The sequence below is a fragment of the Deltaproteobacteria bacterium genome, assembly GCA_026129095.1.
Classification (GTDB): domain Bacteria; phylum JAGRBM01; class JAGRBM01; order JAGRBM01; family JAHCIT01; genus JAHCIT01.
The window spans coordinates 325662-348090 of record JAHCIT010000001.1 but is presented as its reverse complement, the minus strand read 5'-3'; the positions used below and the strand labels follow the sequence as shown (position 1 = coordinate 348090).

The following is a 22429-nucleotide window of genomic DNA, read 5'->3' as shown; positions in this document are numbered from 1 at the left end:
AAGTCAGGCTGGGGGCACGATCGCCGTTTTGGCGATTTGTGATAATATGCAGTCATGCTGGTCCGGTATGCGATGGATAGTGATATTGCGTCACTGACAGGGCTTTACTGTTCCCTTAAACCATCCATGGCTGCGGCCGAAGTCCAAGGCCGGATTGCCAGAGAGTTGCATATCCCGGATACCATCATGCTGGTTGCGGAGCGGGACGGTCAGGTAGCAGGGTTCTGCGAAATAAGGCTCGCCGATCGAGAATTGCTCCGGGCCGACCTCGTGAAGTTTTATTCGGATAGCGACGAGATGACCGGACAATTCGTGCTGGCGGCAGCCCGGATTTGTCAGCACCGTGGGATCAGGGCCTTGGTAATTGATGAGCGCATTGATCAGTTCATGCCGGAGTCGGGACGGAAAATCCATCATATGCAGATGACATTTGATCTGGAGGAATGGCTGGATCCGCTTGAAGGCGGCTCTGGAGAAGCCGGATAAAAACAGAACGCCGGCCCGCTTGCAGCAGGACCGGCGTTCCGGATGAAACCGGGGACTGAATCAGCCCTGTGCGAGCAACTTCTTGAACTCCTCGATTAGCGCCGGGGTGACCTTGAACAGGTCATCAACGATGCCGTAGTCAGCGATCTGCCAGATCGGTGCATCAGGATCCTTGTTCACCGCCACGATAACCTTCGAGGTCCGCATGCCGGCAAGGTGCTGGATGGCGCCCGAAATGCCAAAGCCCAGATACAGGGTCGGATTAACAACCTTGCCCGTCTGGCCGATCTGCATGGCGTGAGGGGCGTAGCCCGAATCCACCGCCGCACGGGAAGCACCAACTGTCGCGCCGATCACGTCAGCCAGATCGTTCATGATCTTGAAGTTTTCGGCTGCCTTGAGCGCGCGTCCGCCGGACACGATTCGTTCGGCCTCGGTGAGGTCTGCCTTGGCTCCGGCCGAGGCACGCACTTCGGTCACCTTGGCGCGGATCTTGCCTGCGTCCACGCCATGATCGAGCGTCTCGACTGATGCGTCAGGTCCATTTGCCTCAGGCACATTGAACACGTTCGGCCGTATGGAAGCGATCTGTGGTCTGGATTCAGGAATCGTAACCACATGCTGGATCTTGCCCGAGAGTGCCGGACGGATGCCTTGCAGTTTCCCGTCGACAATATCGAGACCTACGCTGTCTGTCACAAGGCCAGTCTTGAGCCGCTGGGCGAGCCGGGCCGAAAGATCGCGTCCCAGCGCCGAAGCGCCGGTCAGCACAATGCCTGGCTGCACCTTTTCGACGGCCTTGGCGGCCGCGGTCACGTAGCCTTCGGTCGAGTAAAGCTTGAAGGCCGGGCCGTCAGCGACGAGCACCTTCTTCACGCCGTATTTCCCAAGGCTGGCGGCCGCACCCTGTACGCCCTCGCCGATGAGGACGGCCACAAGCTCGCCACCGGTTTTTTGGGCAAGCTGGCCACCGATGCCGGCCAGTTCGTAACTAATCTTCCGGATGGTGCCACCGCGCTGCTCGGCGACAATCAGAACGTCTTTTTCTGCCATGATGTATTTCCTTCCCGTTTAGTTGAGGGGGATCATTCGACCCGGCTCAGATGACCTTGGCTTCTTCGCGGAGCAGTTTCACGAGCTTGGGAACCGTTTCGGTCACCTCGCCCGTCAGCTTGACACCGCGGCGCTTCTGCTCGGGGATCCGGATTTCCTGGATCTGGAGCCGCGGCTTGACCGCGTCAGCCGAAAGGCCCAGAGCCGCCAGATCATGCTTGTCTAGCGGCTTTTTCTTGGCTTTCATGATGCCGGGAAGGGATGCGTAACGGGGTTCATTGAGTCCCTTTTCGCAGGAAATCAGGGCCGGAAGCGGGAACTCGATCAGTTCCTCTCCGCCTTCAATACGCCGTTCGGCCTTGCCGCCAGTGGCAGAAAGGTCGAGCTTGGTCGTGAGGTTGATTTGCGGAATATCCAGGGTTTCTGCGACACGGGAGTTCACCTGCGCGAAATCACCGTCTATCGCCTGCTTGCCGCAGAAGATCACATCGAACCCGGCCTTTTTTGCTGCTGCGGCCAATGCCACGGCAGTAGCGTAACTGTCAGCACTGTCCAGGGCCGGATCAGAGATGTGAATGCCGGTGTCGGCACCCATGGCAAGGGCCGTACGGATGGTTTCAACCACCCGGTCCGGACCAAGACTGATAACCGTAACGGTCGAATCTCCGCCGATCTTTTCCTTGGTCTTGAGTGCTTCCTCGACGGCGAATTCGTCATAAGGGTTCATGACAAACTTGATTTCGCCTTCCTCGAGCCGCTTCTTGTCGGCGGTAATCTTGGGCTTGGTTTCTGTGTCAGGCGTCTGCTTGACGAGAACGACGATCTTCATCGCTTCTCCTCCCTGGTGGTTTGGTTACTGACCATGTGCCGGGGCCGGAAGTTCGCTGCTGTATCCGTCTTTTGGTTTCCGGTACCGGGGCACTCTGGAGCCTCCAGTTCCGGTCCTACTTAGGAACAGCGAACTCATGCTTTGTATGCGATCCGGCGGCCCTGTTCCTGGGTGACAGGCGTCTGTGAACGTCCCATCCCCGTGCCGGAAGGCCTCCCTACCTAGCACGCAGTTTGACGGATACCAACGGCAATGATGCACCGAATAAAAATCGGTGGTGTTCAGTGAAACCTGTTGTCTTTTCAATGAGTTAGATAGATAAACGCCGCTGCCTGCACAGCCAATTTGCCACTGCGGCATTTTCTCCTCATAGTGACGCCCGCCGCCGGCAATTGAGTCTGCCGGCGAACAAAGCCACGATGATCGAAACCATCCCATTCATGCGCTTTGACGGAGACCAGAAAGTCCCGCTGTTCCGGGTATTCCTGGACGATGGGCGGCTGTACGCCGCCGGCAAGGCGTTGTCCGATGCCATTTTCGTGCTGTCGAGGCCGGTGGAACTGGGCGAACGGAAAATCAGTCCGGTTGACCGGCCGCTCGATTTCTTCAAATCGTTACCAATGGTTTACGGACAGGATCCCCTGACGGCCGGTGAGTCGGTAAGGATTGAGGATACGCTGGCGGAAGCACTTCGTTCATCGCCTGCATTGGCAGCCTACAAGGACGTGCTGGAATACGTCATCTTCGACGCCGGACAGCTTACGGATGCCCGCGGCGAGCCGGTACCGCTCGACTTCATCCGGCGGATTGAGGCCGGAGCCGAAGACGGATGGAAGCAGGTAATGCCGTTGGGGCTGATCCTGCGGCTTCTGGGCAGTACGCTTCCCGTACCGATGCCCGAAGAAGTATCGCGCGAGTTTTTCGCCGTTATGGGTGCGTTTCGCCGTGAGTACGAAAACTGGAAGGCGCTTTACAGGAACGATGAGAACTGGAAACGGGTCATGGTCGGCAATCTCGCACTCCCGCACATGAAGGAGTTCGGATTGTGGGAAAAGGTTGGCAGGAAATTTTATCCGGCCGTCGAACCCCGCAAGTTTGGCTTTGCCCAGGGCTGGCTTGCCCCGGTGCCTGAACCCGGTGTGCCGGACCGGGTTGCTGCGGTTGTGGCCGACTTTGACCGGTTTCCGCTGGTACGCAGCGCAATTGCCGATTTCGGCCAGATAAAGGCTGACCTGTTTCTGGTTTCCGTGTACGACAGGTCCGTTCGGTATCCGCAGGGTTTCGAGCAGTTCTGCGACTGGATTGGAAAACTTCCGGAACGGCGGCGGCCCGGCGGTCCGGTTACTGTTATTGTCGGGCCCCATCCGAGTGAACCCACCGCGCCGTGGGCCGAATTCCGCTGGGATTCCGGTACGGGCAAATTCAGCCGCACCCTCTGGGAGCTGTAGGAGTATTCAAGATGCCGCGTTCAGTCCTGCCTGTTTTTCTTTCCTCTCTGTGCCTTGTGGCGGTTGTACTGATTCCGGGCTGCCAGGACCGCGCCGAGATCCGGCGTACCGGGACACTCGAAACTTCGGGCAGCGGACAATCTTCCGCTGGCGGTCCCGTAACCGGCACCATTGATGTGGCGGAAGTCCTTAAACCGACGCTCAGGCCGACGGACACCCTGTATATATTCGCCCGCGCTGGCGATAGCGGACCACCGGCCGCGGTACGCCGGCTGGGGCCGGGCGAATTCCAGTTTCCCTACAGTTATCAGCTTTCGGCTGACGACATGATGATACGCCAGCCAGGCACTGCATTTAGCGGTTCAATGAAAGTGTTCGCACGAATATCCCGGAGCGGCGATGCCTTGGGCGCGCCTGGCGATCTGGAAGGCTACTATCCGGGCGGCATGGTCGAGCCGCCTGCGAAAGGGATCGACTTCACTATTGCAACCGAGCGGATGTAATAGTTCTTTCCCGCATGCCGGTTGATCTGTCCAGCCTGAACCCTGAGCAGCGCCTCGCTGCCGAAACAACGGAAGGTCCGCTGCTGGTCCTGGCAGGGGCTGGTTCCGGCAAGACCCGCGTTATTACATACCGGATAGCGCATCTTCTGGATCGCGGAGTCGACCCCCGGAAAATCCTTGGCGTTACCTTTACCAACAAGGCTGCCCGGGAAATGCGCGAGCGGCTCGCCCGGATGACCGGTGAGGGTCGGGCCCGGCAGGTGGTGCTATCAACATTTCACGCATTGGGAGCGCGGTTGCTGCGTGATCATGGCAAACCGCTGGGCCTCAAGCGTGATTTCGGGATCGCCGATGTGGGTGACCAGTGTGATATCCTCCGGGCGCTCGTTCGTTCACAGGGGCTCGATCACCGGAAATGGGATGTATATGAGCTGGTGAGCCGGATCAGCCGCTGGAAGGGACTTTATGGCAAACCGGCGCATGTCAAGAAAGTGATCGGTGATTACGACCGGGCGGCGCTGGAGTTGTGGGAATACTATGACGATGCGCTTCGGGGCCAGGAGATGGTCGACTTTGAAGACCTGCTGCTCCTTCCGGTCCAGCTTCTGTCCGACGAAGACGCCGGCCTCCGGATCCGCGAGAAGTATGATTACGTTCTGGTAGACGAATACCAGGATACCAATTCAGGCCAGTTCCGGCTGCTCAAGGGGCTGGTTGAGCGTACCGGCAATTGCTGCGTGGTTGGTGACGACGATCAGTCGATCTATGGGTGGCGCGGAGCGGAAGTGGGGCACATCCTGTCATTCCAGCGGCAATTCCCTGGGGCAAAGATTGTACGGCTGGAATCGAATTACCGGTCTACACGAAATATACTGGATGCCGCCAATGCAGTTATCAGCCGCCTGCCGGACCGGCATGAAAAACAGCTGCGGACCGTTCGGGAGGCGGGCGTCCCGGTGGAAATTCTGGAGTTCCCGTCTGCGGAGGCTGAAGCAGACCAGATTGCCAGTGAAATACAGCAGGCGATCGCACGTGGAACTCCGCCGCATGAAGTCGCCGTTCTCTACCGGACGAACCAGCAGTCCCGTCCTTTGGAGCAGTCGTTGCGCCTGTCCAGGATCCCGTATCGCGTGCTCGGAGGCGAGAGTTTCTTTGAGCGGCGGGAAGTAAAGGATGCCCTTGGGTACCTGAAATGTGCGCTCCGTCCCAAGGACAATCTCTCGTTCCTGCGGGTAGTCAACTATCCGGCACGCGGGGTGGGAAAGCAGGCGCTTGACCTGATTCGTGAAGAATCCGGCCGGACAGGCGAATGCTATCAGGATGCTGCCCGGCGGCTGCTGGCATCTGGAAACTTCACTCCGGGTCAGTCGGCAGGACTGCAGTCGTTTTTCGGGATACTGGACGGAGCGCGGAGTGCGTTTGATCGAAAGGAACGTGTGGCTCCGGTCCTGGAAAGAATGCTCATGGAATCGGGTCTTCGGTCGGAGATTGACCGTGAGTACAAGGATCCTGCCCAGCGGCAGGTGCGGCATAACGTCCTCGATGAACTGATTAAGTCACTTCCGGAGGGAGAAGATCCACGGGACGCGGTTGTCCGGCTTCTGGAGGAGACCGCTCTCGAGAAAAAGGACACCGATGACGGACGGATGGGATGCGTCACGCTGCTGTCGATTCATTCGGCCAAGGGACTGGAGTTCTCGGTGGTTTTTCTGGCCGGAGTGGAGGAAGGGCTGCTACCGCACATCAAGTCGACACAGGCAGGGGACGGAGTAAGGTCTGACCATCAGAATGTCGATACAGCCGAAGAAAGACGCCTGTTCTATGTCGCCATTACCCGCGCCAAGGACCGGCTGGTCCTCACGCGGGCCTGTGAACGGGAACGTTACGGCAAGGTGTTTCCAACGGTTGCCAGCCGGTTTCTTGCCGACATACCTGCTGCTCTCGTTGCCGACCGCCGGGCCGAAATGCGCCAGATTGCCGATGAAAGACGAAAAACCGCCGCTGCCGACCTGATCCGGCGGTTCAGCCAGCCCGTTCCGCCAGACGGCAGATAGCTACTCGAATCCCAGCAGCCTGCCGCCCTGATAGACGACAAACGATCCGGTCCAGGCCAGTACAGTCATATAGGTGAATACAAAGGCAGGCCACCGCCAGGAGTTTGTCTCCCGCTTGATGATAGCCAGAGTGGACATGCACTGGCAGGCAAGGACGAAGAAGACCATAAGAGACATCCCTACCAGCGGTGTGAATACGGGTTTTCCGGTGGCCGGATCGCGTTCGGTCCGGATCCGGTCGCGCAGCGGTTGTGTGTCTTCTGGATCCACGCTGCCGGCCCCGTAGACGATGCCGAGTGTCGAGACGAGCACTTCACGGGCGGCAAACGAACCCACCAGGCCAATGCCGATTTTCCAGTCGAACCCGAGTGGCTCAATGGCTGGCTCAAGAATGCGGCCCAGACTGCCCGCATAGCTGTGATGAAGCCGTTCCCGGGCAACATGCTGCTCGGCAAGGGCGATCTCATCGTCCAGCCCCGGTCTGGCATCAGCGCCGGCCTGGGCCTTCAGGCTATCCCGTGCGGCCACAGCCGCATCAATTTCAGGACCGGTTCGAGGGAAAGAGAGCAGGAGCCAGAGAATGAGGGTTGCACCCAGAATGATCGTGCCGGCCTCGGTCAGAAACACCTTTGAGCGTTGGATCATATTGATCAGCGTGTCCCCCCAGCGGGGAATGCGGTAAGGAGGCAGTTCCATTATGAATCCAGCAGGGGGGGCCGGGAGTACAGTCCGCTTGATGATGGCCGCCGCCGTTACCGCCATGACAATGGAAAGCAGGTACATGGAAAGCATGACGAGGCCGCCTTCGGTGAAAAAGAGGAAGACCGGCCTGTCGGCCTCAAAGATGGCGGCTATCACCAGCGCATAAACCGGAAGCCGTGCGCTGCAGCTGATGAGCGGGGCAATGCAGATCGTAACGAGCCGGTCGCGCCTGTCCTCTATGGTCCGTGCCGACATGATTCCCGGAATTGCACAGGCAAATGAAGACATGAGAGGGATGAAGGCCTTGCCGGGCAAGCCCATGCGGGACATGAGGCGGTGGGACACCAGCGCGGCACGGGACATGTATCCCACGTCCTCCAGCAAACTGATAAAAAAGAACAAGATGAGGATCTGTGGCAGGAATACGACCACATTACCGACGCCACCAAGAACGCCTTCGACCAGCATGTCGGTCACAAGCCCTTCCGGGAGATGGCTGGAAGCCAGCTCGGAGAGCCAGCTGACGGCATTTTCCACCAGTCCGATCAGCGGATCTGCCCAGGCAAATACCGCCTGAAACATTACGGCCATCACGACAAGGAAGATGAGTGGACCGGCCACGCGGTGTGTAATCACCATGTCAAGCCGGTCGTGAATTATTGGTCCTGCAGATTCGGTTCTTGTCTGGACCTCCTGTGAGAGCTGGTTAAGCCAGGCGTAGCGGCCCTGGATGGTTTCGGTGCGGACATCAATCCCCTTCGCTGAAAGCAGCTCGAGGTGCCGTTTCACCTCGGCACGGGTTTCCGGATCCAGCCGGATCTTCGCACGCGGGTCCTCAACCGCTGACATGAGCCATAATGCTTCTGCCTCCGGGGTAACCGGCCGGCCCTGTAGTCTGGGCTTCAGCCACTGGCCAAGGGCATGTGCCTCTTGTTCGACTTCAGCCCGGAGCGGCCAGGGGCGGCTTGAGGGCAGCACAGGATGTATCATCGCCTCGGCTATGGCTGACCGTAGCTCCCTGATGCCGGTTTTCCGGTGTCCGACGACCGGGATGACAGACACCCCAAGATTCTGGGACAGTTTCGGCACATCAATGACGATTCCATGGGCGGCAGCGATGTCAGTCATGTTCAGGGCGATCAGTACCGGAATGCCCAGGTCACGAATCTGGCTGTACAGGAACAGGGTCCGCTCTAGATTTGACGCATCGGCGACGTAGATCGCGAGCGAAGGGATACCGGCAGAATGCAGGTTGCCGGTAATAACGTCATGGGCGACCTGCTCGTCGTCCGATCTTGCGGTGAGAGAGTAGGCACCGGGGATGTCGATAATTCTTGCCCGAAGTCCGCCTTCGAGTATCAGATGCCCTTCCTTCCGCTCGACTGTAACGCCTGGGTAGTTGGCTATTTTCTGTCGTGCGCCGGTCAGCGCGTTGAAGAGAGTTGTCTTCCCGACGTTCGGATTTCCCGTAATAACGATGACCGGTGAACTGCCTGTTACCGGCGATGGCATACTGGTGTCATGGCAGGCGGATGAAGAATCCATTACTCACATTCAGGTCATACCCAAGGGAACAATTCAGGGAATCCGCCGTACCTGGACTGTTCTGGCGGTGTCGGGAGAGAGACCGAACCGGCTGCCGTGGAGGGCGAGGCGCCGGATCGGGCCAGATCCTCCGAGAATGGTTAGCGGAACGCCCGGCACAAGTCCCAGTTCCATGAGGCGGACCGTGTCCCGGTCCTGTCCGGTTACTGAAACCACGAAGGCCCTTTCGCCGTTTTTAAGGGTATCCAGCGGTACAGCGGGGGTTTCCGGGTATCCAGCGGCCGATGCGGGCATGTGCTCACCACCCATGACCTGATGGTTTACATTTTGAAAACGAAAGTCAAATTGGATTACCGCGAATCTTCAAGTTCCCGGACCAGCTCGGAATCCCGTGAACCCCGGAAATATTCCTTTTCTGCATCGTGCAGGCTGCGCTTTAGTTCGCTTAAATTGTTGACCTGACCTTTGCGCATACGGGCGAGGGCGTCCTCGTACATATGGATGACCGCTTCGAGGCGTGCCCCGTCGATGGGTAAACCGGCCGTAACGAAAGCCCGTCGGTGCGACAGCTCATTGAGTTTTTCCTGAAATTCGATGGAATAGGCATTTCGTTGCTGGTTGTATTCCTGGTAACTGGAAGCGGCTGCCGGAGCCGATGGCCGTGGTGAGGTCGCCGCTGGAGCAGCTCCAGGCGTCGCGTCACCAGGTGTAGCGGGGGTGTAATCACTGGGTGCCGAGGCTGGGAGACGGCTGGCTGCCGGCGCTGTTCCTGTCGGGGTACCCGCACTATCAGGGGGCGGTCGTAGCGGCGCTGACTTTACAGATGAAACTGGCGGTTGAGACACCGGAATGGCTGGTTCTCCGGTGTCGCCAAAAAAAACCAGAACTAGTCCCACGGTTGCCAAGGCCCCGGTCAGGACACCTCCAATCATGAGTATGCCGGATTTGTCGGTTGCCATCAGTCTATTCCTCGGTCGGCTCCACCAGCTTCAGCGTAAATGACGCTTCCGCTCTGGTGCCGCCAATTTCCGCCCGTGCTCCAGCAACCTGCAGTTCGTATTCATCTCCGGCCACGAGTTCGATACCGGTGACTTCAAGTGCCAGAGTGGCTGCAGTTTCACCGGCGTTGGTATTGATGATCGAGTCGACAAACTGGTCACAACCATCCACGGGGCCTGAATTCGGACAAACAGAAAGCACCCGGATACCGGATGGAAGCTGTCCCAGGGATGAATCGACGAATCCCACCTGGATCAGTCCGTTGAAATTCCCGCTGACCAGTTCGACATTCACATAAGCCCTTGAGCCAGGCTCGATAGCCAGTTCCACGACATCAGGGTTGACGGCCAGCTCAAACGTGCCGCCTGAGCCGCCGCAAGAGACGGAAAGCAGCACCAGCGGGATACCCAAATAAATCCGGCTTAATCTCATGGTCTCCAGTTTAGCCGAAACAGCCGCCCGGTGTCTCTGGCGGGGGGCTGTGATATTCTTCGTGTTTGGAAGCCATGAGCAACCCTGCACTTCAGCCTGCAACCGAAAGTCCGGCGCAGAAGGCCGGACTTCTCGATCGCGCCCGCACGGTATGCGGCGATGCCGCCTGGGTGTTTGTCCATAACCGGGATCCCGATGTTGCAATGGCATTGGTAGAAAACGAGCAGCTTACCCTCATCCAGCGGATCAAGTTCATCGAACGGAGGGATCTGAACCCCCGGGTTTTCCAGCGCATTCATACGCTGGATCACTGGTGGAAGTCGCAATCCATCCGCGTAGCAGCCGCCAAGAATCCCCGGATCCCGGTGGCGATTTTGCATCCAGTGGTGCGATCGCTGGATGCATTCCATCTGTGCGATATTGCCAACAGCCCGTACATCACCCGGGATACCCTGATCGTCATTGAACGAACCCTCCAGGACCGGCTCAAGGTGATGCCAATCGGTCAGCGGATCACGATGGCTCGTAAGGCCACTCCGCGAATTCTGGAGATATTGTTTAAGGGCTCACCACACCGGTTTGTCGTCGAGGCAGCACTTGCCAATCCACGGATGAACGAACGGGTGCTCGAAGTGGGTCTTGCCCAGGGAGACTGGGAACTCCGGGCACTGGAACTGGTGCTGAAGCATCCGGAATGGGGGGTCCGTTATCCGGTCCGGCGGGCGCTGTTCCGTAACCGCCGGCTTGAAATCGGCGTGCGCCGGGAACTGGCCCAGGAAATCACCCGTCAGGATCTCATGGAACTGGTCCGGATTCACCACAAGGATCACACGCTCATCCGTATCGCAACGATTGAACTGGAGCGAAGGGGCTATCCCGATCTGCATGTAAAGGGTATCCACAAGCGAACTGCTTCGGAAGAACGTGTGGAACGCCTCGACGGCCCCCGCGGCATGTCCATCGACGAGCTTCGCGCCCTGATGGAACGGAATACCACAGAGGCCGGCGATTCAGGCGAAGAGCAGGGGGATTAGCTCTTGTAAGCCTTCTCGAAGAACTTTTTGCTGTTCTTCGGATCTGGCTTGATTGTCAGCTTGCCTTCTTCCCAGTCAGCAGGGCAGACCTCGCCGTTTTTCTCGAAGAACTGAAGTGCTTCAACCATGCGGAGGGCTTCGGAGACGCTTCGTCCAAGCGGCAGGTCGTTCACAACCTGATGACGGACAATGCCCGCCTTGTCGATCAGGAAAAGTCCACGCAGTGCCACACCCGAATCGAGCAGTACACCGTAGGACTGGGCAATCTTTCCGCCCACATCTGCCAGCATCGGGTAGCTGATCTTGCCGAGACCGCCGTCCTTGCGTGGGCGTTCCTGCCAGGCGAGATGTGTGAACTGGCTGTCAATGGAGGACGAGAGTATCTGCACGCCGAGCTTTTCGAACTCCTTGGCCCGGTCTGAGAACGCGATGATTTCTGTTGGGCAGACGAAGGTGAAGTCGAGCGGGTAGAAAAATAGCAACACGTAGTTCTTGCCCTTGAAGCTGGATAGCTTCACTTCCTTGAATGAGCCGTCAGGCATGACGGCAGTAGTGGTGAAATCGGGTGCGGGTTTCTGTACGAGTACGCTCATGGTTCTTTTTCTCCAGTCTGTTCTTGAGGTCCATCGCCCGCAGGATAACCCGGGCGATTTGGAATCTGTCTAAAGTTGGACGCTATCCTGAAGGGTGCTTCCCGGCAACTCCCTTTGCAGGGTGCAGATAGTAAATTTACCAGCAGTTCACTTTTTTGCGCGAACTAATCCAGACCGCATAGTCGGGCGCTCTCGTCCCAGAGTTCTGCAGCAAGGCCGGGGTTCCGGGCTTTGGCGGAGGTCCGTGCCTCCTTGCGATTGATAAAATATCTGCCCGAAATGCCAGCCGCTGCCGGGTCACTGGCTAGCCAGACCGCCGTATCGGCACCCTTTTCTGCCGGAATCAGGAACCGCTTGATGATGGCCGATACCGGCCGGGGGTAGGAATCGTATATCCCTGTGTCCACACCTCCGGGATGGAACGCATTGGAAACGACGCCGTCATTTTTCAGCCGCCGGGCCAGTTCGTTGCTGAACAGGATATTGGCAAGTTTTGACTGACCGTACGCACCCAGCGGATTGTAAAATGTCTCTCCCCGGAAACTTGCCGGATTGATCGATCCCAGCCAGTGCATCATTGATGAGGTGTGGATGATCCGTGCCGGGGCGGATTGTTTCAGAAGACCGATGAGAAGGCGGGTCAGCAAGTAATGCCCCAGGTGGTTGACCCCGAACTGCTGTTCGAAACCGTCTTCGGTTAGCGCCTTCCGGGGTGGAGCAAGGCCGGCATTATTGACCAGCACGTCAAGCCGCTGATGCTGTGCATGGAACTGGCTGGCACATTCACGTACCGAACGGAACGAACCCAGATCCAGCTTCAGCACACTGACCGTCCCGTTCCCGGTTTCCCGGTTGATCTCGTCGCGTACGCGGGTGGCTTTATCCTGGTTCCGGCAGGCAATCACAACTGAAAACCCCTGAAGGGCCAGTGCCTTTGCTGCTGCAGCACCGATACCGCTGTTTCCACCCGTAATAAGAACCGTTTTCCCGTTACTGTTCATGGAACTGGCCCTCATCTTATTAAAAAACCTGTAACACGCAGGCATGGCGGACGGAAATAGGGGTATCCTCATCCGGTTGGTCCCCGCGCCCGGCCGTGCTATTCGGACGGACCCCGGCCGTTTCGAAGGCTGGAGCACCCCGCGGCTTGCAGGAGAGAGCATACTGATGCCCAGGCTGATTTTCAGGATTTTCGCAATTATTGCGACGCTGGTGACTGTTTCATGCGTGCAGTTTCCCCAGGCTGGCGGAGCGGGTAATCAGGGAATAGGTGCTGCGTCTTCATCATCGTCTACCAGTGGCGTAACAGGCCAGCCAGGTGCTGAAGGGCAGCCCCAGGCTGACGCTATACGGGTCGAACCCAAGGAGCCCCCGTCGGTTCCCTCGGCGGCAATCCGGCCTCCAGAGGCAGTGACAGCCACATCCGGACTTGAACGGATGGTTTATCTCCGTTGGGAGCCGGTCACCCGTGGAGCACTGCGCGGATATCATATTTACCGCCGGGACAAGGCGCGTCCGGGAGGTGTGCGGATCGGAACCAATAATGGCCGGCACGCCACCTATTATGTGGACCAGAAATCCTTCTTCAACGAGGTCGATTACAACACTACTTATTTTTATTGTGTCAGTTCTTTTGGTGAGGACAAGAGTGAAAGTGCCTGTTCCAACTGGATATCTGCGACCACTGCACCCGTCCCGCCTGTGGTCGAAGATGTTAAAGCCTATTCCAATGCTCCGCGTGTCATTCCGATCACATGGCGGGCTGCCAGTGACAGCCGGGTGACAGGATATGTGGTATTCCGCTCAGGACTGCGCGATGGCGATTACCGGGAAGTGGGCAGGGCCAGCGGGCGGTTTTCAACCGGATTTATTGACGGTTCCCGTGGCAGTGATCTGGGTTCGCTCGATGATCTTACCACCTATCATTACCGGGTGGTGGCAATCGACCGGTTCGGTACATTCGGCCAGCCCTCCGTCCCCGTGCAGGCCACGACCAAGCCGCCACCGTTGCAACCGGTGGGCGTCGAAGCTCCGTCGGGCGGAATTCGGCAGGCACGGATCAACTGGAAGAAAAATACTGAAATCGACGTGAACAAATATCGTATCTGGCGGTCGGAAGTGACAGCCCGCGAACCCCGGCCTATCGGCATGACTGACAAGACCGAGTTTATCGATGTCGATCTTGCTCCGGGATCTGCATACTATTACTCGGTTTCGGCCATTGATGACGATGGGCTCCAGAGTGCCCGCAGCACACCGCTGGAAACCCGTACGCGGCCACTTCCACCCGTGCCGTCGAATCTCCGGGCGACAGTGGAAGCGGCACAGGGCGGACAGGTTCGGCTCGAATGGAATGCTCGCGGCCTTGAGCCAAATCCGAAGCTCACGTTCATCATCCAGAGGCAGATCCCGCTGTTTGCCGGTGTTGGTGCATGGAGCGAACTGGTTTCAGGCGTGGAAACGCTTTACTACGTTGACCGGAGCATTGAGCCGGGAAAGAGCAAAACCTACCGGTACCGCCTGATCGCGGTAGACTATGCCGGCCAGCAGTCGGCCCCGGGTGATCCGGTGGAAGTAGTGCTGAAGTAGGGATCCCCGTGGATTCGCTCTATCAGGCAGTCCGCCATCCGCCCGGACACGCGATACTGCTTGATCACGGCGGACGGGCCAGCACATTAACGCCGGGTTGGCCTGCAACACTTGAGTTCAGAAACCCCAGGGCGGTGCTCCTGTTTGCTGGCCGGACCCGGTATTTTGAAGGCAGTTCGGAACTCCCGCCTCCCGATATAGACCCGCTTGAGGCGGTCAGGAAAATCATTGAGGGACGACGGGTTGAAGGAGTGGGGGCGGTCCGGCTTTCCACAGAGCTGTCGGCTCCTTGCTGTCTGCTTGCAGTAAGTTACGAGTTTCTGGAGCAGACAGAAGGGGTCGTGCTTCAGCAAAAAACTGCTGCAACGCCATCGCTCCTCGCATTTTTTTATGAGTCGGTGCAGCCGGGGCATGCCGTTCACCGGCACCGGCTATCTACCGGTATTTCATTTGAAGATACCCCGCCGCTTGTTTTTCCGGGCCTTCCAATACCGGAATATATGGCTCTCGCTGCGAATGACGGTTACGAGTTGCATGAGAATGACTACGCCGCTCGAGTCGATAGCCTCCGGAAAGGGATCTATCGCGGCGATTATTATGTCGTGAACCTGTCGCAACGGGCGAGGTTCAGATGTGCCGGTTCTGCCGAAGCAGCCTGGAAACGGTGGGCGCTGGACCAGCCGATGCCTTACCGGGCGTACATCAGCCTTGGTTTTGGGGACCTTCTCATCAATTCACCCGAATGTTTTGCCCGGTGCCGGGGACCGTGGATCGAGACGTTTCCCATCAAGGGCACACGCCGACGTACTGGCGATATGGCGAATGACCAGAAAACCGCCGCAGAGCTGCTCGCTGACCCCAAAGAGCTGGCCGAGCACCGGATGATTGTTGATCTGGAACGCAATGATCTTGGCAAGATTGCTGCGATTGGTTCGGTGGAAGTTCCAGTACGTGAGCGGATTGAAGTCCTGCCGGGCCTTTTCCATCTTGTTTCGGCCGTCCGGGCCAGACTCCCGGAAAAGGGATTGGCAATGTTCCCCGCCGTGGTTCGTGCGCTGTTCCCCGGCGGTTCTGTAACGGGGGCTCCCAAACGCGCCGCAATTCAGGCGATAGACCGCACGGAAATTTCAGCGCGGGGTTTCTACACCGGGGCGCTCTTTGCCATCGACCGCGACGGGAACTTCGAGGCCGCCATGCTGATTCGTACGGCAATGGCGATGGGCAGGGGAAACTGGATCACGGCTGGATCGGGTGGTGGAATCGTCGCTGACAGCAATCCTCACTCGGAGGCTGCGGAGGTCATGCTCAAGCTCGAAGGATTGCAGAATACCCTTGCACGTATGGAAAAACCGGAGCGAAAGATATCATGACGGCACAAAAGACCAGGTACCTTCATCTTAACGGAAAACTTGTCCCAGTCCGCCAGGCTGCAATATCTCCGCTGGATCGCGGATTTTTGTACGGGGATGGAGTGTTCGAGTCGATCCGTGCCTACCGGGGCGCCTTGCCATTTCTGGACGAACATATGGGGCGAATTCGTTCGTCACTGGACCTTCTTGGAATCAGGGCCGTTCATTTGCTCCCGTCCATGGAGGGCCGGATCAGTTCGCTGCTGAAGGCAAATCGTCTTATGGACGAAGATGCATTCGTCCGCATCCAGATATCCCGGGGGCCCGGTCGGGAACTGGGGCTTTCAGCTCATGGCGACCGCCCGACGGTCCTGGTGATTGCCTATGCAATCGGAACCAGTGTGACGGAAAAACAGGAGAACGGTATTTCGACGGTAACTGTCGAGGGGCTTCACACTGCAGGAGCGGCGAAGGTGAAGTTCTCCAACTATGCCCGGAGTCTTCTGGCTCTCCGTGAAGCAGGGGCCCAAAAATCCGATGATGCGATTTTCGTCGATGAGAAGGGGCGGGTGGCTGAGGGATCCACTGCGTCGATATTCTGCGTGAAAGGCCGCACCTTGCATACGCCGCCACTCAGCATGGGTCTTTTGCCGGGTATCACCAGACAGATCGTGCTGGATATCGCTCCGATGGCAGGTCTTGCAGTAAAGGAAAAAACCTTCGGCCGGCGAGAGCTGTACGATGCAGACGAGGTGTTCTTCACTGCCAGTATCTCGGAAATTTACCCGGTGCGGACAATTGATGGCAGGAAAGTAAAAAACTTCGCAAAACGTCCCGTTACGCGGCGGCTGCTGGAGCTGTATCGCCTGCGGGCTGATCGGGATATCAGGCGGAAACGGCGGTGAGTGGCTCCGGCATTACTGCCGCAGGGCGCGGGCCGCGAGAAGGGTGGAGTTCGTCAAATCCGACGATCTTCGTATGCTCGGCCACCATCATCAGGTGATGCCGGTCCAGTTCCGATGGAGATTTGAGACCGCATGCCCGGACAATTTCCAGCATGTCCTTGATGACGGCCGCCTGGTACCGTGTGACCCGTGGCGCCTTGTTGTACGGGTCGAGGCCCGCCTGGAGCCAGGGGTGGTGTGTGGCGACGCCAGCTGGGCAGGTATTGTGGGCACACCGGAGCGCGTGGATGCAGCCGATTGAAAGCATGAACCCCCGGGCGCTTTGGGCCATGTCTGCACCCAGGGCAATGGCCATCGCCAGCTCTGCGCCAGTGAATATCTTGGCCGAGGCGATGAGCCGGATTTTGTCCCGTACTCCCTTTGTGCGGAACGTGTCGTCAACCAGAATCAGTGCTTCACGGAGCGGATAGCCGACACGGTCCGAGAAGCTGAGCGGTGCGGCACCAGTGCCACCCTCTTTTCCGTCAATGGTAATGAAGTCTGGCGAACGGCCGGTTGTCCGGATTGCATCAGCCAGTTCCCCAACGAATGCCGGATCACCGACGCACATTTTAATACCGACGGGCTTTCCCGATTCCTCCTGCAGCATCCAGATAAAATCGAGCAAGCCCTTGACGTCATTCCATTCCCGGTGAGCCGGCGGGGAAATGCAGTCACGGTCCCGGGGTATATTCCGGATGCGGGCGATCTCTTCGGTTATCTTTGCCTGCGGCAGTACACCGCCCTTTCCGGGTTTGGCTCCCTGGGAGAGCTTGATCTCGATCAGTTTTACCTCCGGCCGGCGGGCGTTTTCCTGAAACAGCTCCACGTAGAAGTTCCCCTCCTGGGTACGGCACCCGAACTTGCCGGTGCCGATTTGCCAGCACAGATCCGCGCCTCCCTGAAGGTGATATGGCGAGATGCCACCTTCGCCGGTGTTCATGCTGAAGCCGCCAGTCTTGGCACCCATTGACAGCGCCAGAATGGCATTTCTGCCCAGCGAGCCGTAACTCATGGCCGATACATTGAACCGCTGTGCGGCATAGGGATGCCGCCTGCCCGGACCGATCAGCACCCGGTCCGGCTTGATGGTGTCCTGCCCCGGAAATGGGCTGTGACGGAACAGGATGGTTCCGGGCTGGCTGATATCCAGTTTGGTGCCGAAAGGCAGGCTTGAATCTGCGCCCTTGGCCGACCGGTAGATCCAGTTCCGGACATATCGTGAGATCGGACGATCACCCGTATCATCGCTAAAGAAATACTGGCGCAGTTCCGGTCCGACCGATTCGAGAATGTAGCGGAGTGACCCGATGACGGGAAAATTGTGGCGGATGGCATGTTCCCGCTGAAAGAAAATGTCGTGTATCGCCCAGAACAGAAGGATCAGGAACAGGATCGCGAGCGGCACGGCGACTGCGCCCAGAAATGTCGTCATGATTCGGGCAAAATCCATAATCTTGTCTTTGGGTACGAACTCGATCATCGGCCAACTCCTCCCGGCCCCGCGATGGAAATGGTTCGGACTTCCACAGAGTAGCCCGTTTTCGGTTCGGCGGCGACGGCCCGAAGGAGCGTGACATGCGGCTGTGTGTTTGCGTTCCGGCCATCCGTAACAGATACTTGCGCCTGGATCCGCCGGATGTCAGTCAAACCAACCGCAAAGACCGTTCTGGTTGTAGATGACCACACTTTTGTGAAGGCGTTCTACACGATGGCGCTAAAGCCCTATAACCTCAATCTGGTTTTCGCTTATGACGGGCAGGAAGCTGTGGACCGGGCACGTGATACCAGTCCAGACCTGATTTTGATGGATATTAACCTGCCACGAATGGATGGCACGGAAGCCGCTCGGCTTATCAGAAACGACCCGGCACTCAAAGATGTCTGGATCATCGCGGTGTCCGGGCGAAGCCCGGAGGAATACGGCGGGAAATCGGCCGGTTTCACACAGTGTCTTAAAAAGCCGATCACGGTAGAACAGCTCCGGAGCGCGATCAGCCAGTATCTTAAGCTGGAATAGGTCTAATGGCGGATCTGGTCGGTTACCCGGTACAACCGTGCAACGCCTGAGCGGGTTACCGGCTCCAGCTCTTGGCACAGACGTGCAGGGCGGAGATAGGCGTCTTCGTCGCCCAGTGTGATAATGTAGTCCACGCGGAACGGATCCCGGTAATCGACGCATTGGGAAGTAATATCGGCATACTGGCGGCGGTATCCAGACAGTTCCTCGGCGGTGAGCATTCGCCTTCCCATAAAAAGGAAGTCCCGTGCCCGGTATCCGAACAGATAGAACGGGGCATCCCGTCCGCCCCACCCGGTCCACGGACTGGCCAACTGCCGCTGGGCGTCGGCGCCATCGAAAGTCACTCCGAATACGGAGGCTATTCTCTGCAAGCGATCAATGTTGCGGGAGGATGGGCCAATGCCGCGGACTCCGATTGGCTGGCCGTATACCCGGCAAGGAGTATAGAGACGCACGAGATCAGAGACCTGGCTGCCGGCCATTACGACGCATTCACCATCGGAAAGCGGTTCTGTACGTGCAAAAACCGCTGCCAGTCCAGCTTCTTCGCCGAACCGCGTGAAATCATTCTGCATACTGTACCGCAAATGGATAATTCCTAGCAGCAGAGATGCCGCCAGAATAAAGATGCTTGATCGTATTCCCCAGAAACCCTCTTCCTGGAAACTCGCACGACCGCCGACCCACCAGGCAACGGCACTTAGGAATGCGGGCGGGGCATAATGCCAGCCGACCTGAAATGGCTCTATCATCAGGCCGGTGGTGACGTGGGTGTTTTCAGCCACCGGGACGGCAGCAGTCAGTACAAACGGGAGTACGGCACGATGGTTCCCGGCGTGGATTTCTTTCCAGAGGTAGCCCGCCACCAGCAGACAGACGAAACCGGGACCCGTGATGACCGGCATGCGAGTGGGAACAGCATTGACGGATGCAGCTGGATCCAGAGCAGCGTTGCCGGTCACCTGGTCCATCAGTGTAAGGATGAATGGAAGCGAAAATGCGAGCCCGGTAAGCAGTCCCGATCCGATTGATGGAGCCAGATACCGGAATTCACGCTGAAACAAGGTCAGAGCCAGAAGCACTCCGACAACCGAGAAACAGTAGATACCGAGGAAATACCAGGTATGGATAGAGAGTGCCGTCAGGGCGGCTACAAGAAGGCTGATTACTACCGAGACGAATGCGGCCAGAGCGGTCCGGGGGCGTTCACCGGGCGCGGCCGGAAGGAAACCCGCCATCAGGCCGGCCAGCATCAGGAAGATGATGCTGGAGGCCTGCGGGTTCATCGGGCGCATATAGGGGAGGTAGGCACTTGGAACAAATGGATCAGCGAAAAGACCGAACGTCTGGAGAAAAGTTTCCTGCGGATGTGCGCGTAGTATCAAATAGTCATGAGCGAAAATGGCTGCTGCCACCAGAGCCAGAGTCCAGACACTGTTGGCTGTCTGACGATAGTAAAGCCAGCTGAAAAGCAGGACCAGAACAACAACACAGATGGCGTACATCAGGGTTGTGAACTGGGTGAGGGTGAGTGGCACCAAGCTGGAAAGCCATGCGAACAGCTTGATGTTGGCCTCCATGGCCGGCAGGTCGGCCTCGTGCCGGAGTTCGTAATAGATGGAGTGGTTGAAGTTCGTCCGTTCCAGGCTGATCTGGTGGATGGGAGCCAGGTAGTAGCCTTCGTCGGCGGGACCCAGGGGCAGGATAAGGCTACCGCTCGTCACGCCGACGAATAATCGCGGCCACAGATGAGTGACAATGACGATAGCGATGAAGGCCATGAAGGCATAAAGGGTGACACGATTTTGCGGCTTGCCCATGGCGCCATCCGGCTTTCGTTTCAGCCGCCCACCCGGATTTCCTCGACTTCGGCGAGCGGAGTTCCGAGGAACCGTTCGCCAACGGAACGAAACCTTTCAGGAGAGTCGGTAACAAGAAAACGGCATGCAGATAAGGATCCCGGCGGCGCATCGAGTGCATTCAGCCGCAGGAGTTTTTCAACGGCGCGGGAGGTCGTTTCAGCCGAGTCGACGATGGCTGTTCCCGGCCTTACTGCCCTCTCGATCATGCCGCGCAGAATCGGATAATGGGTGCAGCCCAGCACCACAGTGTCTATGGGATCCCGCCTGAGATCCCCGATATAACGTTCAGCGACAAGTTGTGTCACAACTTCATCTGTCCAGCCTTCCTCGGCTAGCGGGACAAACAGGGGACAGGCGCGCTCCCAGATCCGGATAGCCGGATCGCGTGCGGCGATGGCGTTTCGATAGGCACCACTCTGGACAGTAGCCTGAGTGGCAAGCACCAGAACGGACCTGGATCTCGTGCTTTCAACCGCGGCGGCGGCACCAGGTTCAATGACGCCTGTCATCGGCAGCGAAAAATCGTGTCGCAGGGCTTCCATGGCGGTCGCGCTTGCCGTATTGCAGGCAACGACAAGCGCTTTTATTTTCCGGTCGCGCAGCAAACCGGCCAGTTCACGGCTGTAACGGATCACGGTTGCCGGACTTTTGGTTCCGTAGGGAACGCGTGCCGTGTCGCCTAGGTATACAAAGCTCTCCGACGGCAGCCGGGTACGGAGTGCCTTGAGCACCGTCAGGCCGCCGACGCCGGAATCAAAAATACCAATGGGGCGGGAATCGGGCATGCTAATCCAATCGCGTATCCATGTTGGGGCTGACCGGTCAAGAGGGGTGGCAAGGTGGAGCGTGTCCGGCTGGACCTTTTGGGCTCCATGCAGTAGCTTTACAGGGCACGTTCGGCGGGGCACGGTGTCCACGCCAGAGATAGATGTTCCTGAGAAAGTCCAGCAGTTACATTGGTTTAGCTGGCCCAACCCTAATCATGTCCACAGCAGCCAAACCGGTATTTTTCTCCAACCAGATCATTGATACGTGGTCGGAAGGCAAGAAGATCGCCATCGCCGAAAACGTGCTGACAGTGAACAAGGCGCCCGGTGTCACCGTCCAGTTCATGCTCGATGAAGCGTACCGGTTCGTCAAGACATCGGACGGCTCACCCGATCCGCACCAGCTTATCGGCAAGGTAAGAACCGTCAAGCAACTTGAGCAGATGGGTGCCGAAGCCTACATGAACTCGTGCATATACAAGGATATTGCTTACGACGTAGAGCAGGGGTACTTGGGCCGTCCGCTGGCATCCGGTGCGAGCGCCAAAGTTGAAGCGGCAAAACCTCCGCCGGTGATCGAGGAAAAGGTTGTCGAAGCGCCTAAAGAGTCCAAATCGGACGAGGAGCTTCTTTCCGCATTTCTATTAAACAACCTCGGGGGCAATTAGGAATTCGGTACCTGTATCAGGCACCAAAGCGGCGGCTCTCATGCCCGGACGATGGCCCACCGCGATCGTCCTTCGACGCCGGGGCAGTCGGTGGTGTATCAGGTTCCTCGTAACTGGGATCGGCGCCCTCAGTCAGTTCGGTTACGAAGCTGGCAGCACGTTCAATAATTGCCCGAAACGCAGAACCTTCCGGCAGTTTTTCCCATAGGTTTTTGAACGGATTTCCACCGTCTGATGCTGTCATGATGCCTTCAATCCCCCGACTACCTGGACCATCGGAAGGCAAAGGGGCCTTGTGGACCAAGGCTGCCTTCCCCGCACACCCTGCCTGACTGCCTCTGCGTATTCCGATTATGGGTTCAATTTGCCAGAACGAGTGAACTGGTTTCAAGGCGCATCGCGGCATTGAGGCCGGGGTATTGGGACAACCTCCCGGCCGGCTCCCCTTTGGCGGGCTGGTTTAAATACGCTGCTATTCGAGGCAAAACGGGTTTGACGCAGTTTAACGCAGGGTGCCACACTACCTCCATATTTGGCATCGCGGCTGCT

Annotated in this window: 22 protein-coding genes; 10 read left to right on the top strand and 12 right to left on the bottom strand. The window is 57.9% G+C overall.

The annotated features are described in order from the left end of the window. The first annotated feature begins 126 nt into the window (after nucleotides 1-126). A complete protein-coding gene (locus tag KIT79_01545) occupies nucleotides 127-486 on the top strand; it encodes a hypothetical protein (GenBank protein MCW5827975.1) in 360 nt (119 codons plus the stop codon). A 60-nt stretch (nucleotides 487-546) separates the two neighbouring features. Here the strand turns inward: KIT79_01545 and KIT79_01540 are convergent, their stop codons facing one another. Together KIT79_01540 and KIT79_01535 are read right to left on the bottom strand one after the other, a co-directional pair. Further along, nucleotides 547-1539 (bottom strand): electron transfer flavoprotein subunit alpha/FixB family protein, encoded by a 993-nt coding sequence (locus KIT79_01540; GenBank protein ID MCW5827974.1) that lies wholly within the window; start codon nucleotides 1537-1539, stop codon nucleotides 547-549. 46 nt (nucleotides 1540-1585) lie between these two features. Next, complete coding sequence (locus tag KIT79_01535) at nucleotides 1586-2368, bottom strand: electron transfer flavoprotein subunit beta/FixA family protein (GenBank protein ID MCW5827973.1); 783 nt, start codon at nucleotides 2366-2368, stop codon at nucleotides 1586-1588. 419 nt (nucleotides 2369-2787) lie between these two features. Between KIT79_01535 and KIT79_01530 the strand changes: the two genes are divergently transcribed. The 3 genes from KIT79_01530 to KIT79_01520 are packed head-to-tail and all read left to right on the top strand — an operon-like array spanning nucleotide 2788 to nucleotide 6373. Then, entirely contained in the window at nucleotides 2788-3816 is a 1029-nt protein-coding gene (locus KIT79_01530; protein ID MCW5827972.1) for a hypothetical protein, read from the top strand. An 11-nt stretch (nucleotides 3817-3827) separates the two neighbouring features. After that, nucleotides 3828-4319, top strand: coding sequence for a hypothetical protein (locus KIT79_01525; protein ID MCW5827971.1), 492 nt, complete (start codon nucleotides 3828-3830; stop codon nucleotides 4317-4319). 14 nt (nucleotides 4320-4333) lie between these two features. Continuing rightward, nucleotides 4334-6373, top strand: coding sequence for a UvrD-helicase domain-containing protein (locus tag KIT79_01520; GenBank protein ID MCW5827970.1), 2040 nt, complete (start codon nucleotides 4334-4336; stop codon nucleotides 6371-6373). Here KIT79_01520 and feoB read toward each other — a convergent pair whose 3' ends face one another. The 4 genes from feoB to KIT79_01500 form a co-directional block, all read right to left on the bottom strand. Next, nucleotides 6374-8587, bottom strand: a complete 2214-nt coding sequence (gene feoB, locus KIT79_01515; protein MCW5827969.1) for a ferrous iron transport protein B — start codon at nucleotides 8585-8587, stop codon at nucleotides 6374-6376. 66 nt (nucleotides 8588-8653) lie between these two features. Continuing rightward, nucleotides 8654-8914: a ferrous iron transport protein A gene (locus tag KIT79_01510; GenBank protein ID MCW5827968.1), complete on the bottom strand. Its 261-nt coding sequence runs from the start codon at nucleotides 8912-8914 to the stop codon at nucleotides 8654-8656. A 56-nt stretch (nucleotides 8915-8970) separates the two neighbouring features. Beyond that, nucleotides 8971-9579 carry a hypothetical protein gene (locus KIT79_01505; GenBank protein ID MCW5827967.1) on the bottom strand — a complete coding sequence of 203 codons (609 nt, stop codon included), beginning with the start codon at nucleotides 9577-9579 and terminating at the stop codon, nucleotides 8971-8973. A 4-nt stretch (nucleotides 9580-9583) separates the two neighbouring features. Further along, nucleotides 9584-10051, bottom strand: coding sequence for a hypothetical protein (locus tag KIT79_01500; GenBank protein MCW5827966.1), 468 nt, complete (start codon nucleotides 10049-10051; stop codon nucleotides 9584-9586). A gap of 74 nt (nucleotides 10052-10125) precedes the next feature. Between KIT79_01500 and KIT79_01495 the strand changes: the two genes are divergently transcribed. Next, the gene (locus tag KIT79_01495) at nucleotides 10126-11085 is read left to right on the top strand and encodes a hypothetical protein (protein MCW5827965.1); all 960 of its coding nucleotides are present in this window, start codon (nucleotides 10126-10128) and stop codon (nucleotides 11083-11085) included. On the opposite strand, the gene KIT79_01490 is transcribed toward KIT79_01495, so the two are convergent. Together KIT79_01490 and KIT79_01485 are read right to left on the bottom strand one after the other, a co-directional pair. Then, nucleotides 11082-11678: a peroxiredoxin gene (locus tag KIT79_01490; GenBank protein MCW5827964.1), complete on the bottom strand. Its 597-nt coding sequence runs from the start codon at nucleotides 11676-11678 to the stop codon at nucleotides 11082-11084. The genes KIT79_01495 and KIT79_01490 overlap by 4 nt on opposite strands. Nucleotides 11679-11842: 164 nt before the next feature. Next, nucleotides 11843-12679, bottom strand: a complete 837-nt coding sequence (locus tag KIT79_01485; GenBank protein MCW5827963.1) for an SDR family oxidoreductase — start codon at nucleotides 12677-12679, stop codon at nucleotides 11843-11845. A gap of 166 nt (nucleotides 12680-12845) precedes the next feature. On the opposite strand from KIT79_01485, the gene KIT79_01480 reads away from it, so the two are divergent. Genes KIT79_01480 through KIT79_01470 form a run of 3 tightly spaced genes read left to right on the top strand, consistent with a single transcriptional unit; the run spans nucleotide 12846 to nucleotide 16521 of the window. Next, complete coding sequence (locus KIT79_01480; protein MCW5827962.1) at nucleotides 12846-14267, top strand: hypothetical protein; 1422 nt, start codon at nucleotides 12846-12848, stop codon at nucleotides 14265-14267. 8 nt (nucleotides 14268-14275) lie between these two features. Next, nucleotides 14276-15637, top strand: a complete 1362-nt coding sequence (locus tag KIT79_01475) for an anthranilate synthase component I family protein (protein MCW5827961.1) — start codon at nucleotides 14276-14278, stop codon at nucleotides 15635-15637. Continuing rightward, entirely contained in the window at nucleotides 15634-16521 is an 888-nt protein-coding gene (locus KIT79_01470; GenBank protein MCW5827960.1) for an aminotransferase class IV family protein, read from the top strand. The genes KIT79_01475 and KIT79_01470 overlap by 4 nt, the downstream gene beginning before the upstream one ends. Here the strand turns inward: KIT79_01470 and KIT79_01465 are convergent. Beyond that, the gene (locus KIT79_01465) at nucleotides 16502-18043 is read right to left on the bottom strand and encodes an FMN-binding glutamate synthase family protein (GenBank protein ID MCW5827959.1); all 1542 of its coding nucleotides are present in this window, start codon (nucleotides 18041-18043) and stop codon (nucleotides 16502-16504) included. The two genes, KIT79_01470 and KIT79_01465, sit on opposite strands and share 20 nt — an antisense overlap. A gap of 156 nt (nucleotides 18044-18199) precedes the next feature. Here KIT79_01465 and KIT79_01460 point away from each other — a divergent pair, with 156 nt between their 5' ends. Then, nucleotides 18200-18580, top strand: coding sequence for a response regulator (locus KIT79_01460; protein MCW5827958.1), 381 nt, complete (start codon nucleotides 18200-18202; stop codon nucleotides 18578-18580). Between the two features lie 2 nt (nucleotides 18581-18582). Here KIT79_01460 and KIT79_01455 read toward each other — a convergent pair whose 3' ends face one another. Further along, nucleotides 18583-20403 (bottom strand): hypothetical protein, encoded by a 1821-nt coding sequence (locus KIT79_01455; protein ID MCW5827957.1) that lies wholly within the window; start codon nucleotides 20401-20403, stop codon nucleotides 18583-18585. Nucleotides 20404-20423: 20 nt separating this feature from the next. Beyond that, a complete protein-coding gene (locus KIT79_01450; GenBank protein MCW5827956.1) occupies nucleotides 20424-21230 on the bottom strand; it encodes a glutamate racemase in 807 nt (268 codons plus the stop codon). A 197-nt stretch (nucleotides 21231-21427) separates the two neighbouring features. Here KIT79_01450 and KIT79_01445 point away from each other — a divergent pair, with 197 nt between their 5' ends. Beyond that, nucleotides 21428-21880, top strand: a complete 453-nt coding sequence (locus tag KIT79_01445) for a hypothetical protein (GenBank protein ID MCW5827955.1) — start codon at nucleotides 21428-21430, stop codon at nucleotides 21878-21880. 16 nt (nucleotides 21881-21896) lie between these two features. On the opposite strand, the gene KIT79_01440 is transcribed toward KIT79_01445, so the two are convergent. Beyond that, a complete protein-coding gene (locus KIT79_01440; protein MCW5827954.1) occupies nucleotides 21897-22124 on the bottom strand; it encodes a hypothetical protein in 228 nt (75 codons plus the stop codon). Between the last annotated feature and the right edge of the window lie 305 nt (nucleotides 22125-22429).